At 63.3% G+C, this 17064-nt stretch carries 18 protein-coding genes; 11 read left to right on the top strand and 7 right to left on the bottom strand.

All coding sequences use genetic code 11. From position 1 onward, the window contains the following. Window positions 1–26 precede the first annotated feature (26 nt). Window positions 27–1049 (top strand): NADP-dependent oxidoreductase, encoded by a 1023-nt coding sequence (locus CKW39_RS04850; protein WP_254049285.1) that lies wholly within the window; start codon window positions 27–29, stop codon window positions 1047–1049. 56 nt (window positions 1050–1105) lie between these two features. On the opposite strand, the gene CKW39_RS04845 is transcribed toward CKW39_RS04850, so the two are convergent. From CKW39_RS04845 to CKW39_RS04830, 4 genes are all read right to left on the bottom strand, one after another. Next, the gene (locus CKW39_RS04845) at window positions 1106–1657 is read right to left on the bottom strand and encodes a TspO/MBR family protein (protein WP_254049284.1); all 552 of its coding nucleotides are present in this window, start codon (window positions 1655–1657) and stop codon (window positions 1106–1108) included. 49 nt (window positions 1658–1706) lie between these two features. Further along, window positions 1707–2237 carry a hypothetical protein gene (locus CKW39_RS04840; RefSeq protein ID WP_095797047.1) on the bottom strand — a complete coding sequence of 177 codons (531 nt, stop codon included), beginning with the start codon at window positions 2235–2237 and terminating at the stop codon, window positions 1707–1709. Next, complete coding sequence (locus CKW39_RS04835; protein WP_095797046.1) at window positions 2230–2979, bottom strand: glycosyltransferase family 2 protein; 750 nt, start codon at window positions 2977–2979, stop codon at window positions 2230–2232. The genes CKW39_RS04840 and CKW39_RS04835 overlap by 8 nt, the downstream gene beginning before the upstream one ends. Before the next feature lie 97 nt (window positions 2980–3076). After that, window positions 3077–3529, bottom strand: coding sequence for a pyrimidine dimer DNA glycosylase/endonuclease V (locus tag CKW39_RS04830; RefSeq protein WP_095797045.1), 453 nt, complete (start codon window positions 3527–3529; stop codon window positions 3077–3079). A 115-nt stretch (window positions 3530–3644) separates the two neighbouring features. Here CKW39_RS04830 and CKW39_RS04825 point away from each other — a divergent pair, with 115 nt between their 5' ends. The 5 genes from CKW39_RS04825 to CKW39_RS04805 all read left to right on the top strand — a co-directional run bounded on the left by CKW39_RS04825 (window position 3645) and on the right by CKW39_RS04805 (window position 9336). After that, window positions 3645–4313, top strand: a complete 669-nt coding sequence (locus tag CKW39_RS04825; protein WP_165189363.1) for a DedA family protein — start codon at window positions 3645–3647, stop codon at window positions 4311–4313. Between the two features lie 370 nt (window positions 4314–4683). Next, complete coding sequence (locus CKW39_RS04820; protein ID WP_095797044.1) at window positions 4684–5310, top strand: TetR/AcrR family transcriptional regulator; 627 nt, start codon at window positions 4684–4686, stop codon at window positions 5308–5310. 72 nt (window positions 5311–5382) lie between these two features. Next, a complete protein-coding gene (locus tag CKW39_RS04815) occupies window positions 5383–6576 on the top strand; it encodes a PLP-dependent aminotransferase family protein (protein ID WP_095797043.1) in 1194 nt (397 codons plus the stop codon). A 59-nt stretch (window positions 6577–6635) separates the two neighbouring features. Next, the gene (locus tag CKW39_RS04810; RefSeq protein ID WP_095797042.1) at window positions 6636–7460 is read left to right on the top strand and encodes a MerR family transcriptional regulator; all 825 of its coding nucleotides are present in this window, start codon (window positions 6636–6638) and stop codon (window positions 7458–7460) included. 160 nt (window positions 7461–7620) lie between these two features. Continuing rightward, window positions 7621–9336: a choline/carnitine O-acyltransferase gene (locus tag CKW39_RS04805; RefSeq protein WP_095797041.1), complete on the top strand. Its 1716-nt coding sequence runs from the start codon at window positions 7621–7623 to the stop codon at window positions 9334–9336. 40 nt (window positions 9337–9376) lie between these two features. Here the strand turns inward: CKW39_RS04805 and CKW39_RS04800 are convergent, their stop codons facing one another. Together CKW39_RS04800 and CKW39_RS04795 are read right to left on the bottom strand one after the other, a co-directional pair. Next, on the bottom strand, window positions 9377–9559 hold the full coding sequence (locus CKW39_RS04800; protein ID WP_095797040.1) for a hypothetical protein: 183 nt from the start codon (window positions 9557–9559) through the stop codon (window positions 9377–9379). 3 nt (window positions 9560–9562) lie between these two features. Further along, a complete protein-coding gene (locus CKW39_RS04795; RefSeq protein ID WP_095797039.1) occupies window positions 9563–9754 on the bottom strand; it encodes a hypothetical protein in 192 nt (63 codons plus the stop codon). 222 nt (window positions 9755–9976) lie between these two features. On the opposite strand from CKW39_RS04795, the gene CKW39_RS04790 reads away from it, so the two are divergent. From CKW39_RS04790 to CKW39_RS04780, 3 genes are all read left to right on the top strand, one after another. Next, on the top strand, window positions 9977–11362 hold the full coding sequence (locus CKW39_RS04790) for an MFS transporter (RefSeq protein ID WP_095797038.1): 1386 nt from the start codon (window positions 9977–9979) through the stop codon (window positions 11360–11362). 18 nt (window positions 11363–11380) lie between these two features. Further along, a complete protein-coding gene (locus tag CKW39_RS04785) occupies window positions 11381–13033 on the top strand; it encodes an amidohydrolase (protein ID WP_095797037.1) in 1653 nt (550 codons plus the stop codon). A 98-nt stretch (window positions 13034–13131) separates the two neighbouring features. Further along, window positions 13132–14097, top strand: coding sequence for a DUF368 domain-containing protein (locus CKW39_RS04780; protein WP_095797036.1), 966 nt, complete (start codon window positions 13132–13134; stop codon window positions 14095–14097). Here CKW39_RS04780 and CKW39_RS04775 read toward each other — a convergent pair. Next, window positions 14094–14531, bottom strand: a complete 438-nt coding sequence (locus CKW39_RS04775) for a PaaI family thioesterase (RefSeq protein WP_095797035.1) — start codon at window positions 14529–14531, stop codon at window positions 14094–14096. The genes CKW39_RS04780 and CKW39_RS04775 overlap by 4 nt on opposite strands. A gap of 303 nt (window positions 14532–14834) precedes the next feature. Here CKW39_RS04775 and CKW39_RS04770 point away from each other — a divergent pair, with 303 nt between their 5' ends. Both CKW39_RS04770 and CKW39_RS04765 read left to right on the top strand, forming a co-directional pair. Continuing rightward, the gene (locus tag CKW39_RS04770) at window positions 14835–15911 is read left to right on the top strand and encodes a 2,3-butanediol dehydrogenase (RefSeq protein WP_095797276.1); all 1077 of its coding nucleotides are present in this window, start codon (window positions 14835–14837) and stop codon (window positions 15909–15911) included. 175 nt (window positions 15912–16086) lie between these two features. Beyond that, the gene (locus tag CKW39_RS04765) at window positions 16087–17046 is read left to right on the top strand and encodes a helix-turn-helix domain-containing protein (RefSeq protein WP_095797275.1); all 960 of its coding nucleotides are present in this window, start codon (window positions 16087–16089) and stop codon (window positions 17044–17046) included. The last annotated feature ends 18 nt before the right edge of the window (window positions 17047–17064 follow it).

Below are 17064 nucleotides of genomic sequence, written 5' to 3'. Positions count from 1 at the left end.
GTCCCGAACCATCGATCGGAGAATTTATGCGTGCCATCACTTTGTCCAAATACGGCGGCCCCGATGTCATGAAATTACAAGACATGCCGCGACCAGTCCCGGAAGCGAATCAGGTCCTGATTCGCACGGTCACCGCGGGGTTGAATCCCGTGGATGCATTGCAGCGGCAGGGCACGTTCAGGATGGTCCAGCCGTATACATTCCCCAAGATCACGGGCAACGAATTGAGCGGCGTGGTCGAATCCGTGGGATCGCTCGTCCGAGAGTTCCAGCCGGGGGATCACGTCATGACCCGCACTGGCTCCGAGCAATTGAGCGCGCTGGCTGAGTACGTCGCAGTGGACCAGGATTTTGTGGCGAGGGCGCCCCAGAACCTTCCGCTGTCGGACGCGGCGGCCATTCCGTTGGCTGGGTTGACCGCCCAACAAGCGCTGGGCCCGGAGCACCTCGATCTTCAGGCGGGCGAACGGTTGTTGATCACGGGTGGCGCTGGTGGCGTCGGCCTGTTGGCCATCCAGCTCGCCAAGCTGACGGGCGCGCACGTGACGACCACGGCGTCGTCGGCGGGTGAAGAACTCGTGCGCGAAGCAGGAGCGGACCACGTGATCAACTACCGCGACCGGAAAATCTCCGAGGGGAACGAGCGCTTCACCAAGGTCCTCGACCTGGTCGGCGGCGAGACCGTGGCCGATCTGATGGCCACCGTGGAGCGCGGGGGAGCCGTGGTGAGCATTGCGGGACCGCCCACCCCCGGCAGCCTGGCCGAAGATAGGGACCTTTCCAAGCCCAAGGCGGCGCTGGTTCGTGCCGTTGAGGAAATTCTGAGCTTCAAAATTCGCCGCTCGGCCAAGAAGGCGCGGGCGACGTTCGAGTTCTTCCTCATGCACCCGGACGGCGAGGGTCTCGCCCGGTTGGCATCGTTGGTGGATCGGGGCAAGCTGCGGGTCACGATCGACAGCCGCTATCCACTCGATCAGTTCCGGGCCGCCTTCGAGCAGTTGGAGTCCCGGCGTTCCAAAGGCAAAGTTCTGGTCGAGATCTCGGACTAATCCGGCGCAGGACGACGACGCCGCGTGGGCAGCCAGCGTTGGGCGCCCACGCGCGGTCACTTGCCCGGGTTCAAAGCGGCGATCGCGCCGCTGAGGGCCGTAGCACCGCTGGTCCACACCGCGTAAGGGGACAAGAGCAAGCCGAGGCCAGCGTGGGACTTGCCCGCGCGGCGAACCAGGTCGATGGAGCTCACGGCCAGGGCGCCCGCTTCAATGGTCGACACGACCGGGCGCTCACCGCGGAAGAACAAACCACACCACGCGGCATTGAGAGCAAGGTTGGTGCCAAGTGCTCGCGAGTAGCTCTTGAACTCGGCGGCGTCCCCGCGTTCGTGTGCATCGGCGAGCACTTTGTAAGACACAGAGGAGATGTCCGCGTACAAGGCCGTCCACACGATGGGGAAAGCTGCGGCCGGCGGCTGCCAATCAGGCTTGCGAAGGGACTTGTACCAACTGTTCTCGGGGTCGGTGAGGAGTGTGCCCACCGCCGCACAAGCACCCACGGCAGCAATGGTGCCGATGGCTATCTTGCGACGATCGCGTTTACTCTGACGCGTCCGTTCCCGGCGAGTAGGAGAAATCTTGATGCGACTGACGGTGGGCTTCAAGGGGACCTCTTCCCTGGATTCCTAGTGGACAGCAGGCTTCTTACTCTTTCTATCGAGATTTTCTGTGAAGTGCCACCAGGGCGGCACCGAGCACACCAACGGTCACATCGCTCAGGGTGTCGAGGGGTGGAATGTGGATGTCCGGGGTGACCAGAAGAAAGCCGAGGAGCTCCATAACTTCCCACACGACGGCCAGGACGAGCCCGGTGATTGCGCACATCATCAACCGCTGCCCACGGGAAAGACGACCAAGTTCCGGAGATCTCCGCAGCGCGTAGTTCCAAGCGATCCACACCAGTACGTAGGTGCACAAGAAGTGGACCAGTAGATCCCACCACCAGATGCTGCTGTAGACCTGCTCCGCGGCACTCACCCCGGCGACCAGCATGACCACGCTCGTTACCGCGCGAGCGTGTCCATGGCGGAAGCACAAGAACGCGACGACTTGTCCAAGCCCCACCAGGAGCAGGACCGCCACGTCGATCCAGCGACCCTGAATTCCGTAGATCAGGGCGAAAAGCAACCCCGAAAAACACATGCTGGAAGCGATATATTCCCTTGCCGCGCGTCGATCAGCCACGCGGTGCCGTCCAGCGGGCACGCATGCGCTCCCACGGCTTCTGCTCGGCCCAGTTGGTTTGCATGGTCGTACCTGCCATGCGTAGTTGTCGCATAATCCGGGGTGTCGAGGCGGCCGCCCGCCACGACACCAGCATGACGTTCCGATGATCCAGCACGACCTTCTGGCGGGGGCCCAACCGGAAGCTGAGGTCGTAGTCGTCATGGATCTCCGGGGACAAGTGCACGCGGTCCCTGACGGAATGCCACCATGCTGAAGACATGGCCATGTTGGACCCCCACAGGGCAATGTGACCTAGCGCGAATCCACCCACGAGGCGGTACGCGTACGAGTACAAGGCGCCCGAGACTCTGCCCAGCAGCGGGAAACGGGGCCCGAACCGGGCAATACCTGTCACAGCAACCACCTGAGTTCCGCCCTTGCGGGACATGTGTCGTTCCATGCTCTCGGCCATGTGCTCGACCCATTCCTCGGTCGGAATACTGTCCGCATCGCAGCGCAGGATCACGGGATGTTGCGCAGCGTCGTACCCGGAACGCACGGCGTACGCCACGCCGGGGATGTCCTCGCGAAAGCACGTTACGTCCGGGAATTCACTGAGGACCGTCGCGATGTCATCGGTTGAGCCGTTGTCCACCACGATGATCTCGTCCGGTAGGTGCGTTTGCCGGCTCAGTGCACGCAAGCAGCGGTGCAGGTACGCGGAATCATTGCGGGTGGGTATAACCACGCTGCACTTCATGGTTCTCCAAGCCGGTGGGGAGGGGGCCACATGCGACTTTACGGGGGGATGCTCCCTGGCACCCATGTCAAGACAACGGCGTTCGCTCACCGCTCGATTAACTGCCCAGCGGCTTGACGCGCTCCCAGGGCTCGATGGGTCCCTCGACCACGGTGAAGAGCGGGTGCGGGGCGGGAGTGTTCACGGCGTCCAGGCGCCCGCGGCCCCAGGTAGGATCGCGGCCTTCAACCTTCTGGCGAAGGAACGCGAGCTCGTAATCGAGCTGCCCGGTAGTCACATTGATGGTGTCTGGGTGGTGGGAGCGATCAAGCGAAATCCGCCCGCGATCAAAGCTGTAACCGCGCCGGTCCGCTTCGTCCGCGATGGCATGCAGATAATCAGCGACTGCCTGCAGGGGATCGGGGCGATCACGGAAACGCTCGAGTTGGGGGTGGTGGGTATAACCCTTTGTTTCGCCGCGCAGGACCTTTTGAGCCAGTAAGGTTTCTCGCCAGCCGGCGACCAATGCGCGTCGATCTAACAGGGCGGGGTCCAGCGACCAGAGTCTCATGGGCTCATTGTGCCCTTTGTCTCTCCGCCTTTTCAGGGGGATTGCGTTGGGGCATCTCCAAGCGCGCTCACGTATCATGACCGCGTTCCTGAACCCCACACAAAGCGAATGCGTGATGTCCCTAGTCTCTGTCCTCCTGCCCGCCCAAGCAGCCGGTAGCGCTGAACTCGATGGTCTCGCAGGGTGGGTGGTCGACGTCATGGAGGCGATTGGCGCCCCGGGTGCCGGTCTGCTGGTTGCGTTGGAGAATCTGTTCCCGCCGTTGCCGTCGGAAGTCATCCTGCCGCTGGCCGGGTTCACCGCGAGCCAGGGCAACTTTTCCCTGGCCGGTGCCATCTTCTGGACCACTCTGGGTTCTGTGATAGGGGCGATTGCCCTGTATTGGATCGGTGTTGCGCTGGGCCGCCGCCGCCTGCGTGTGATCGTGGACAAGATGCCTCTGGTTGATCTGGATGATCTGGACCGCACCGAAGACTGGTTCAATCGGCACGGTAAAGCGACCGTGTTCTTCGGTCGAATGATCCCCATCTTCAGATCATTGATTTCAATCCCCGCCGGAATCGAACGCATGTCGTTTCTTCTTTTCGTGGCATTGACTGCGGCAGGTTCCCTGATCTGGAACTCCGTTTTTGTGGTGGCCGGTTATTTCCTGGGCGAGAATTGGCATATCGCGGAGCAATACGCCGGAGTGTTCTCCCGAATTGTGGTCATCGCCGTTCTGGTGTTCCTGATCTGGTGGGTGGTTCGGCGCGTGCGTCGAAACAAAAGGAAGCCGGCAGCCTAACCGTCCAACACTCAGAGACCCAGGCCGACCAGAAAGCAGGTGCATCCATGAACCTTATGGGCATTCTGGGAGGCCTGGGTCTTTTCATGGTCGGTGGTTCTTATTTGATAGTCGCTAAATAGGGTGCGGCCGGTCTGATCAGTCGAAACAGTTCGATCGGGATACGCACCGCGAAGACTCAAGCCTCCGATGCGGCCGCGGTCAGGGCGCAGAAGTCTCAGGGCCGAACGCAATCAGCCGATGGGCCGTAACCCAATCTGCGGCGGGATGCCCCCGAGACATCCCTCGACTTAACTGATCCTGAGAACGCCTGGACACGTCCATACATTTATAACAGCGTTATCTCGATAGTCACCAGTACCATTGCGGGGTGGCCAGACCCAGAAAGTTTGATGACGAAACGCGCGCGGCGCTGATTCGCGATACCGCCGACCAAATTGTGTCCGGCGGCGTCGAATCGGTATCGCTTCGCCCCTTGGCAGCCAAGCATGGCTGTTCCACCACCGCGATTTACACCATGTTCGGGAGTCGCGATGCCTTGATAGAGGCCGTCGTTTACGAATCCGTCGGTAGTTTCACCCGATCGCAAGAGAGCGTCCCGGTCACCGGGGACTCTTTGTCTGATCTCTTAGAACTCGGCAGGGCTTACCGGCGTTGGGCTCTCAAATACCCGGCGCTTTACGTGATCATGATCGGCCGCGGTGGAAAGCGCCCGGACATCAACCCGGAGGATTTCACGGAGGACTCCCCCAGGATGATCGCAGCGAAGAAGGCGATCGAAACGCTTTTCAGGCGAGTGGCTGACTGCGCAGCGAACGGAATTCTCGGGGATTACCCCGTTGAAGAAATGGGCAACTCTATCTGGGCTGGTGTGCACGGCTGGGTTTCCATCGAGGCAGCCCGTCCCGTGATGATCGGTCAAGACGCCGACGCCGCGTACGAGCGCTATATGCAATCGCTCGTTCGCGCGTGGGCACCGGTGCCTCAGCAGGACTAGCGCCGACGCTCGGATTAGACCGGCGCCGGAGCGCCCCGTCCGACCCAGCGGCGTCGTGAAATACTCGTCTGCATGAGTGCACAGGGTGAGTTCAGATTCCGCTTGGCCGATCGCTTGGACGGAGTGGATTCCTCGCCCGTGCGGGACTTGCTGGACGCCGTCTCCAAGGAGGGCGTGATCTCCTTTGCCGGCGGTGTGCCGGACCCCGCGTATTTCGAGGTGGAGGACATCCGCGCCGCCTACGACTGGGTCTTCGAGAATCACGCCCAACGCGCGCTGCAGTACGCATCGAGCGAGGGTGAATTCGAGCTGCGGGAGCAAGCCGCTTTCCGGATCAGCCGCTGCTTGGAAACCACTCCCGAACAGATTCAGGTCACCACGGGCTCGCAGGAGGGCTTGTTCGTCGTCGCGCAGGCACTGGTGAACCCCGGAGACGTGGTGCTCGTCGAACGCCCCACCTATCTGGCGGCAGTCCAAGCCTTTGAACTCAACGGAGCGCGATTGATCGGCGTGCCCACCGACGACAACGGCGTGATTCCACACGAACTCGAGAAGCTCATCGCGGAGCACTCACCCAAGTTCGTCTATCTGATCCCGTCGTTCCAGAATCCCTCGGGCGTGTGCATGTCGGTCGAGCGTCGGGCGGCCGTGGCGGATGTTCTGCTGCGTACTGGTACCGCGCTTGTGGAGGACGATCCATACGGCGAGCTGTGTTTCGAGGGTGAGCCACTGCCTCCCATCGCGTCGGAACCGGGAATGTCCGCGCAGACCATCCTCCTGAACTCGGTCTCCAAGGTCATTGCCCCGGGTGTGCGGATCGGGTGGATGCGCTCGGAAGGACCCATTCAGTTCACCCTCACCGTGGCCAAGCAGGCGATCGGGCTGCAGTCCCCGGTCCCGGACCAGCTCGCAGTCGCGCGATACCTGGCCACCGCCGACGTCGAGGCCCACCTCGACAAGGTTCGTCCCGTCTACGCCATGCGCGCTAAAGCCATGTACCAGAGCCTCCAGCGCATCCTTCCCGACGGCGCCGAGGTCACCCAACCCGACGGCGGCATGTTCCTGTGGGTCCGCCTGGGCCACGGAATCGATACCACTCGATTGTTGGAGATCGCACTCGACGAAGGCGTGGCCTTCGTGCCCGGTGCATCGTTCTTCGCTCACGATCCGGATCGCTCGACCATGCGCTTGTCGTTCGTGACCCACTCACCCGAGGTGATCGACGAGGGGCTGGATCGTCTGGGGCGCGCGTTGGCCAAGTACTAGGGCTTGACCCTCACGCGACGTCAGGGCGAACAGTAGGGGTTGTGAGAGATGCTGAAGCCATGACGCAAGAACACGAGGCAAGCGAGAACCCAGCGGGAGACGAGCTGCTGACGGTGGGAACGGCGTCGTCGTTAATCGGCGTGAGCGTGCGGACACTGCATCACTGGGACCATATCGGCCTGGTGAGCCCCAGCGGCCGCACGAGCACGGGATATCGCCAATATTCGGCGGACGACGTCGCTCGGATCCACCGCGTGCTCGTCTACCGGGAGCTGGGATTTTCACTGACCGAGGTGGGCGAGATTTTGGACGACCCGTCCGTGAACGAGTCCGCGCACCTCGAGAGGCAGCGTGAATTGCTGGCGGAACGCATCGATCACCTGCAGCAGATGGTCTGCGCAGTAGATCAGATGATGGAGGCGCAAGCCATGAACAAGAAACTCACTCCACAGGAACAGAGTGAGATCTTCGGCCAGGACTGGAACCCCGAGTACCAGCGCGAGGCCGAGGAACGCTGGGGCGATACCGACCAGTGGGAACAGTCGCAACAGCGAGCCGCCAAGATGTCCCAGGAGGACTGGCAGCGGATCAAGGCGGAGGGCGATCAGCTCAACCAGGACCTGGCCCAAGCCGCACGAAATGGCGTGGAACCGGGATCGGAACGAGCCAACCAACTGGCCGAACGACACCGCGAGTCGATTGCTCAGTTCTACGACTGCACTCACTCGATGCAGGTGTGCCTGGCGACCATGTACACCCAGGATCCGCGGTTCACGGAGTACTACGACAAGCTCGAACCCGGGTTGGCGGACTGGCTGTACCGTGCCGTGGCCGAGAACGCTCGGGTTCACGGCGTGGACCCCGACAACGCCGCGTGGGAGTAAACGAATCGCCCCGTGGATAGCGCGTGTGATGGATGACGCGCTGTCCACGGGGTGATTTCTCAGTCGACGTTTAAGGGTTCTCCGGCAAGATGGAGGGTGAATCCGCACCAGCGAATGGCGCGCTCATGCGCCCCGGTGAACCGTGTCGAGAGGACCCAGCATGTCCGTGAAGCCCCTGCCCGTTCCCGAATTGGATGCAACCCTCGATCGATTCTTGGCCACAGCCCGTCCACTCGTGGACGACGCCACGTACGAGGAGACTGCCCAGGCCACTCGGGAGTTCCGGGAGCAGCACGGTAATGACGTGCAGGCCGGCCTCGAAGAATTCGCCCGCGACGAGAATGCGGCCGGCAACAGCTGGCTGTCCGAGGACTGGCTCAGCGGTTACCTGATGACCCGCACCTCCTTGCCGCTCACGAGCAACGTGGGCTTCCAGATCACGGGCGACTTTGGTGCCCCGGGCCTGGGCCGGGCGGCGGAATTGGTGTACCGAGCGGCGTCGGTGCATTTGCAGCAGGTGCGCGGCGAAACGGCTGAAGAAGTGGATCCTCGCGGCAACCACATCAGCATGGAGCAGTGGCGCTGCCTGGAGGGCGGCCTGCGGCACCCGGCCGAGGAGATCGACGAAATCATTCGCCCGGAACTCTCCGCTGCGGATCGCGAGATCGGCGTGATTCACCGCGGCCGGCTCTACGCCGTGGCCGTGAGCGACGGCGAAGGCCAGCCGCTGTCGCTGCGCACCCTGGCCGAATCACTGCGTTCGGTCATCGACGGCGCCGAGGCCGCCACCGAGCCAGAGCTCCCGTTCGGCGCACTGTCCTACCTGGGCAGTGAGAAGGCCGCACCGCTGCTGGCAGAGCTGATCGAGAACCCCCACAACGCGGAGATCTACGACCGGATTACCCGCATGATCTTCATGGTCAACGTGCTGGACACCCAGGCCGAAGTCATTGAGCACCTCGAGCATTCGGCCTTCGAGGTGGGCCACGCGTGGGCCTACAAGCCGTTGACCTACGAGGTGTGCCTGGCCGACGACTGGCTGGCCATCCACGTGGAGCACAGCACGGTGGACGGCGCCACCATCCTTGCCGCGGTGGCACGCATGCAGGAGCTGGCCATTCCGGAGGAGCCGGTCGCCTCGGAACGGCCGGAGCCGGAGCTGCTGACCTGGGCGCTGAGTGACTCCCTGCGCTCGACACTGCTGACCGAGCTCGCCGCCTACCGCCGCGAGGCCGCCCTGCACGGCGTGCACCGGGTGTTCGTGCCGCGGCCGCACAAGGCCGAACTTCCGTTCCGCATCAGCGACGACGCCGCTCAGCAACTGATCATGCTTTACGCCCAGTTGGCCACGTACAACCGGGTGCGTAGCGTGTACGAGGCCGTGGACATGCGCGAATATCAGGCCGGCCGCACGGAATGCCTGCGCCCGGTGACCTCTGAGGCCGTGGAATTCATTGCGGCGCTGCAGGCAGGGGAGGCCACCCTGGAACGGTTCCAGGCCGCCCTCGAAGCTCACCGGGACTGGATCAAGACATGTAAATCCGCGCACGGCATCGACCGTCACTTACTGGGTCTGCAGTACGTGTCCGAGCGCAACGGTGTGGACACTGACTTTTTCACCAACCCCGGGCTGGCCACCATGCGCCGGGATTTCCTGTCCACCACGTCCATCGGCGGCCCGGAGCAGATCGTGCGCTACGCCTTTGCCCCCACCACACCCGAGGGCTTCGGCATGACCTACACGCGCCTGCCGGGAGGGTACGAGTACTGCATCAACTACCGCCGGGACACTTCCGAAGATCTGGAAGGGTTTGCCCGCAACCTCACCGTGGGTGCGGAGAAACTGTGGGAGTTCGTGCTGACGCCGCATCCGTGACGCGGGCGCGGGTCATGGGCTACGGCGCTCGTTGCCCACCTTAGTTGGGCGTGTCCGGGTCGCGGCCCTGGGAATCGGTCATGGCACCGATCCCGCCGTCCGCGGGCTGGTGTTGTGCGTCACCGTCCCGCAGGAACTCCTGTTCCTGCTCCGGGGTCATTCCCACGGTTCGTTCCTCGGTCGACTGCTCCGAGTCCCGGCCCGCCTCGTCCTCGCGGCCCACGTCTCAGCCCTCGCGTTGGGCGAGGATGTCGTCCAGCGTTTCGCGCACGGCCTGACGGGCCGCCACGCGAGAACTTGCAGCGCGCTGCTGTTCGTTGTTGTCGGCATCCTCAACGCGTTGCATTTCTTCCTCCTCGCGTTCCTTGGCCTTGTCACGTGCGGTTTCCAGGGCATCCCAGATGCTGTTTTCACTCATGCCCACATTTGACCACTTGGAACGGGACGTGACAACCGTCCGGGGGAAACTGATTGTTCCGCCTCGTTCGTGACTTTCCATGGTGCTGCGACCAGGAATGAAAGGTGTGCCCCCGATGGATGTGATCGTATGAGAGGCTGGTCACATAAGAAGGACTATTGGTTCGGGGCCACGTGTCAACACAACCGGACCCGGCCAACACGTTCTGACCCGGAGGTTCTCATGTCCAGCATTGCCGGTGGCCCCGTGGACCACACTGCGCACCGCCCGGCGGCCCGAGTCCATGACCCCAAGAAGGCCCGCCGCGCCCTGATGGGTGCCTACGTGGGGACGTCCCTCGAGTGGTACGACTTCTTCCTGTTCGGCACCACGTCCGCCATTGTGTTCGCCCCGCTGTTCTTCGGCGGCGACGACCCGGCGCTGGCCACCATCAGCTCGTTCCTGCTCTTCGGTGTTGGTTTCATTGCCCGCCCCGTGGGTGCGTTGCTCGCCGGTCACTTCGGTGACCGCATTGGCCGTCGGACCATTCTGATGATCACCATCGTGGCCATGGGAGTGGCCTCCACCCTGATTGGCCTGCTGCCCACCTATGAGAACGCGGGACTGGTTGCGCCCATCCTGCTCGGGGTGTTGCGTTTCGTGCAGGGCATGGCCGCCGGTGGTGAATGGGGCGGTGCCACGCTGCTGGCCGTGGAGAACGCGCCTGAGAACAAGCGTGGGTTCTCAGGATCCGTGGTGCAGCTGGGTTCACCCACCGGCACCATTCTCTCCAGTGTGATCGTGGCCGCCGTGGTGGCCGCATCCGGTGAGCAGTTCCTTGAGGGTGCCTGGCGTATCCCGTACCTGATCTCCATCCTGCTGGTCGCCGTGGGCGTGTGGATCCGGTTGAAGGTCGACGAGACCGATGACTTCAAGGAAGCCGAAGCGGCCAGGGCCGCCTCGCCCGCCGAGAAGGAAAGCGCACCCGTCGTCGAAATCATCCGGACCGTCCCGGGTCGCCTGCTCGTGGGCATCGGCACTTACCTGTTCGGCAATGCCGGTTTCTTCATGCTCACCACGTTCATGATCAGCTACGTGGTCATGGAATTGGATTTGCCGTCCACGGTGATCCTGAACGCCATCACCTGGGGTGCCGTGGCGCAGATCGTGTGCATGTTCGTGGCCGGCAAGGTCGCGGACAAGACCAGCCCCTCCGCCGTGGTGGTGGTCGGCTATGTGATTGCCGCCCTCGTGGCCTTCCCGATCTTCTGGCTCGTGGATACCCGTTCCGCCGCCATGATCACGATGGCGCTGATCCTGGGCCTGGGCTTCGCCTCGATCGCCTACGCCACCGTGGGCACCGTGTTGACCCAGCTGTTCCCGGTCAAGATCCGTTATTCAGCGATCGCGCTCTCGGCCAACCTCGCGGGCATCGTGGCCGGCTTCATGCCGGCCCTGGCCCAAACCATCCTCTCCGCCACGGGTGGCGGGTCGCTCGGTCCCGCGATCCTGTTGTTCACGATCGCCGTGATCTCCCTGGTGTCCTCCATCAGCGCGAGGATCCTCATTCGGCGAGACGATGCCCAGGGCATCGACCACATCGGCGGGGAACTGCTCAACCGCACGTAACCTCCGGAGGAGACACATTTGGAGCGTCCCACCCGCAACCTCACCGTTATCAACGCCGTGGTGTACGACCCCGGCAGCGCGTACGAAACCGCACCGCGCGGCGTCGTCGTGCGCGATGGGGTGATCACCTTTGTGGGCAGCTCGGAGCAAGCGCGCGAGCGCAGCGCCCCTGGCGCCCCGGTGATCGATGCGGGTGGGCGTTTTCTCATGCCGGGGCTCATTGAATCGCATGGCCATCCAGGAATGTATGCCAGGAGCCTGCTGCAGGTGGATTGTCGCCCAGCCGTCACGCCCACGGTCGAAACCATCGTGTCCGCCATCTCTCACGAGGCCGAACGCGCTGAGCCCGGCGAGTGGCTCGCGGGCTGGGGCTATGACGAACACCGCATGGAAGGCCCCGGCCCCACGCTGCAGGATCTGGATCGCGCGGCGCCCGAGAATCCCGTGTTTCTGCGCCGCACGTGCGCGCACATGGCGCTGGTGAACACCGCCGCGCTGGAACGGGTCGGTATCACCGATGACACCGCGGATCCGTCCGGTGGTTGCATCGTGCGTGAGCCGGACTCGGGCCGTGCCACGGGCCTGCTCCAGGAGAAAGCGATGTCCCTGGTGGACCTCCCCACGGACACCCCCGAAGGGATGACCGCGGGAATGCGCCTCGCTCTGGATGACCTCGCCGGCAAGGGCGTCACCACGGTCCACGACATGAGCTCCGGGCCCATCGAGATGGGCGTCTACCAAACCCTGCTCGCCGACGGCGCACTAACGGTGCGCTTCCGGCCGTGGTACTTCGCGCTCGCGCAGGGTGAGTTCCCGGGCAGCTACGACGCCGTTCTGGGCACCGGCCTGCGCAGCGGTTTCGGCAACGACATGCTGCGGTACCAGGGGCTCAAGTTCGTGCTCGACGGCTCCGTGGGCGGTCGCACCGCCGCGCTCGCCGAGCCGTTCGAGGGCAGCAGCTCGCGCGGAATCCTCTACTACGACACCTCGGAGATCGAACCACTCGTGGTCCAGGCCATTGCTGCGGGTCAACGAGTGGCCGTGCACGGGATCGGTGAGCGCGCCGTGACCCAGGCATTGGATCTGATCGAGGCCGGCGGGCGAGCTGCGGGGCATGGTCACTACGACACCCTGGTCCGTTCGAGGCGGCACCGGGTGGAACACTGCGGGTTACCCAATCAGGACGAACTGGACCGGCTGCGGGACGGCAACATCATTGCCGCGGCCTCCACGGCTTTTCTATACGAGCTGGGCGACAGCTACCTCAACAACCTGGGTCCCGAACGGATCGCGCGCACCTATCCCATGCGCACATTCATCGACCACGGAATCCAAGCGCCCATCAATTCGGACTTCCCCGTGACCACACCCAATCCCTGGCTGGGCATGTATGCCGCCGTGGCCAGGCGGACCTCCTCCGGCAGGCTTCTGGATACCGTCCAGAACATCTCCGTGGCGGAAGCCATTGCCGCGTTCACCACCGTTGCCGCCCGCACGTCCTTTGAAGAAGACCGGTTGGGCCGCGTCACGGAAGGTTTTCTGGCAGACCTGGTGCTTATGGACCGCGACCCGTTCAGTGTTGAGACCGAGGACCTCAAGGACCTCCGACCGGTTCTCACCGTGTGTGACGGCCGGGTCGTTTACCGCGATGAAGCGCAGAACAACCACTGAGACTGCGGGTTGCCCACCACCGTTGACGGTCTGAGGCCCCGCACGGGTTGGCCGGGTACCGTGGCCCCTTCAGCCGCCGACGAGGGGAACACGACTGCATGGGTGCCACTGCGCAACTAACCACGGAACCGCATCGGATCATCGAACACCGTAATATTCCGGGAAACCTGCTCCGCGGTGCTCTGATCGGCACGGTGGAAACCATCCCCGGGGTGTCCGGCGGCACGGTCGCGCTGGTCGTGGGGATCTACGACGAGCTTATCGACTCCGCCTCCCACGTGGTCAGTGCGGGCAAACGGGCCATCGTGGGCCCGGACCGGGTGGCCGGGGCGAAGGAAAACCTGGTCCGGGTTCACTGGCGAATGATCATTCCCGTCATGCTGGGCATGGTGCTGGCCGTGTTCACCATTGCGGGCCCCATGTCTCGCGCGGTCGAGGCTCATCCGGAGGTCATGCGTGCCCTGTTCTTCGGCATGGTGTTGGTGTCGGCGGCCGTTCCCATTCGTCTGGCCGGGAGGAACTGGCGTGCCCTCGACTGGCTCATGGGCCTAGCGGGGTTCCTCTTCGCGTTCTTCATCGTCTCGATCCCGCCCACCACGGTGGAGCCCAACCCCGCGATCATCGTGCTCGCGGCCGCCATCGCCGTCTCCGCGCTGCTGTTGCCGGGGTTGTCCGGATCCTTCATCTTGTTGACCATCGGTCTCTACCAGCCCACCTTGCAGGCCGTGGACGAATTGGACCTAGGGTACCTGGGACATTTCATGCTCGGTGCCGTTCTGGGCATGGCGGTCATCGTCAAGGGCCTCCAGTGGCTCTTGGCCTTCCGCTACCGCCCCACCATGGTGGTCCTGGCCGGACTGATGCTCGGCGCACTGCGCGCGTTGTGGCCGTGGCAGGTGGACGACCGTACGCTCGAAGCGCCCGGCGCGAACTGGCCGCTACTGCTGCTGGTCGCTGCCCTGGGCGGCATTGCGGTGGGGATCCTGTTGTACGTGGACCACAAGATGTCCACGCGCCGGGCCCAACTGGAAGCCGTCCGCGTGGACCCGGACGCCGGCGCCTAGGACTCCTCGCCGCGCGGTGTCGGGGGCGTGGTGCCCTGACCCGTGAAATAGGCGACCACTCGCCCGTCGGCCTCCAGAACGACGTCGCAAATTTGGTTCCTGCCAAAACTCACCCGCCGCGTGGCCGTTGCGGTGACAGCTTCGCCCGAGTGGGCGGGGGCCACGAAGGTGATTTCCGCGTTGCGTGTGACCACCCGGGTTCCGGCGGTGGCGCAGCAGTAGGCAAGGGCGGTGTCGGCCAGGGTGAACAGGTAGCCGCCGTGGCTCATGCCATGGCTGTTGGCCATGTGATCGGCGATCGGCATGGTCATGACCACGCGCCCCTGGTCGATGTCCCCCAACTGAATGCCCAGGTGCTGCGGGGCGGGGTCGTTGCGCAAGATGTCGTGGAGCATGTCGCGAATGGCGGGCATATCGTTGGGGTCAGCGTGCATGTGGAGCCTCCGGGAAGATCAGAAGTAGCAAAGCTCTTTATCACTGTAGGTGCGGCGGCTCGATGTGGGGACCCTCGGGCCACGAGAATGTGAGGCAGGGGCGATGAAACCCTTCATCATCACGTTCGTGAACGGCATGGGCCTGGTCCTCCACTTCTTCATTGCCTCGTCGTTGTGGGGCTGGGCCAGAAAATGCGGTCAATGCTCGCAGAACGCTTTATTTTTAGGGCCCAACATGCTTATGGTCAGACCACAGGGATCGAGTCCCCGTTCCCGATCCCATGAGTGCCCCGGAGGCCCATGATGAAAGCAGCACGGTTTTACGACCGAGGCGACATTCGCATTGAGGAGATCCCCGAGCCTGCGGTGGCTCCTGGTGAAGTAGGAATTAAGGTGGCCTGGTGCGGCATCTGCGGCACTGACCTGCACGAGTACAAGGATGGGCCGGTATTCTGTCCTACCCATGACACTCCGCATCCCATCTCAGGTGAAACTGCTCCAGTTACTCTCGGGCATGAGTTCTCCGGAGTGATCGATGAGCTTGGTGAAGGAGTGGAGGATCTTGAGATCGGCCAGCACGTGGTGGTCGAGCCCTACATCATTGGTGACGATGTCGACACCGGCCCTGATTCCAAGGACTACCATCTGTCCCCGAACATGAACTTCATCGGCCTCGCCGGACGTGGCGGTGGCCTGGGAGAGCGCATCGCTGTCAAGCGCCGCTGGGTCCACCCCATCTCCGATTCGGTGAGTTTGGATGAGGCAGCCTTGATTGAGCCCCTGTCCGTGGGGTATCACGCGGTCGAACGCTCCGGCGCGAAGGCCGGTGACGTAGCTGTAGTGGGTGGCGCCGGCCCCATTGGCTTGTTGACGGCCGCTGTGCTCAAGGCGCTGAATATCACCGTGGTGGTATCGGAGCTCTCCCCGCTGCGCCGCGAGAAAGCACTGGAGACTGGCGTTGCCGACTACGCGTTGGATCCGCGCGAAGTGGACGTGGCTGCGGAAGTCCAGGAGATCACCGACGGCAAGGGCGCGGATATTGCATTCGAGTGCACCTCCGTCCAGGTCGTGTTGGACACCCTTATGGACGCGCTTCGGCCCACTGGAGTGCTGGTGGTCGTATCGATCTGGGCGGAGCGGTCCAACTTCGATATCCACAAGCTGGTGATGAAGGAGATTGACCTGCGCGGCACTATCGCATACGTGAATTCCCACCCCGCCACCATCGAGCTCGTGGAGTCCGGCAAGATCGATCTGAAACCGTTCATCACCGGAAAGATCGGGTTGGAAGGTCTGGTGGATGAAGGGTTCGACACTCTCATTCACCGCAATGAGACGGCGGTCAAAATCTTGGTGTCCCCTTCGGGGGAGGGCCTGTGAGCGACTCCTGTTGATTTTACGGAATCTAGAAAACCCGGCGTCGCTCACGCATGAGTGGCGCCGGGTTTTCGACGCCGCCCCGTCCCGCTTGCGGTGATTGACACCTGGTGTTTGTCGTGGCCGATTGTCCGTAGGATGCGGTCACCCGGTCAGCAAGCGAGCGAGGACAATGCGCATGTCGAACGACACGGCACATAAAGATTCTGGTCAGCACACTGATCTGACCATGGAGCAGTGGCGGACGGTGATTCGCCGTTCATTCGCGGCACTGGAGATCACGGCCCCGGACGAGGAACGCTTCCGCGCGAACCTGCGCGCCGTGGAACTCGATGACGTTCACCTGTTCGACATGACCACCGACGCTCATCGAGTGATCCGTACGGCGCAGCTGGTGGAACAGGACCAGGGTGAGTACTTCAAACTCAGCCTGCAGCTCGACGGTGAGTGCCTGCTGCGACAGGACGGGCGCGAGTGCACATTGCGCCCCGGTGACCTGGGGTTGTACGTGGCGTATCGGCCGTACGAGCTGGAGTACCGCGGACCTCAACATTCCATGGTCATGACGTTTCCCCGCTCCGTGGTGCACATGACACCGGCGCAGGTTGAATTGGTGACCGCTCGGCGAGTCACGCAGGATCACGGATTGGGCAGGGTGGCCGCGCCCATGTTCCGTGATCTGGCGGAAAATATGGATGTCCTGCACGGACCCCACGCGATGCGCCTGGTTCGCAGTGCCCTTGGAATGCTCGTGAGCGTGCTGTCCTCCGACGTCCTGGAACTGAGCGCGGAGCAGTCCGGTGATCTCTTGGTGCAGCAGGCCTCCGCCTACATCGACGACCACCTGGGGGATCCTGAGCTAACACCCGGCGCCATTGCCAAGGCGCTGTACGTGTCGGTCCGGCAGCTGCACAGCAGGTTCGCGGCCCAGGACCTGACGGTCTCCTCATCCATTCGTCTGAAGCGGTTGGAGGCCATTCGAGGTGATCTTGCGGATCCCGCGCTCGCGGACGAGACCGTACAGGCGGTGAGCGGCCGATACGGTTTGTTGGATCCCGCGCACGCGAGCAAGTCGTTCAAGGCCGAGTTCGGCGAAACACCGTCCGCCTACCGGCGGCGCATTCTGGCCGGGTCCTGACGTATTCAGCCCGAACCC

Source organism: Kocuria sp. WRN011, from assembly GCF_002295155.1.
GTDB classification, from domain to species: domain Bacteria; phylum Actinomycetota; class Actinomycetes; order Actinomycetales; family Micrococcaceae; genus Kocuria; species Kocuria carniphila.
This window is presented reverse-complemented; position numbering and strand designations above follow the sequence as displayed.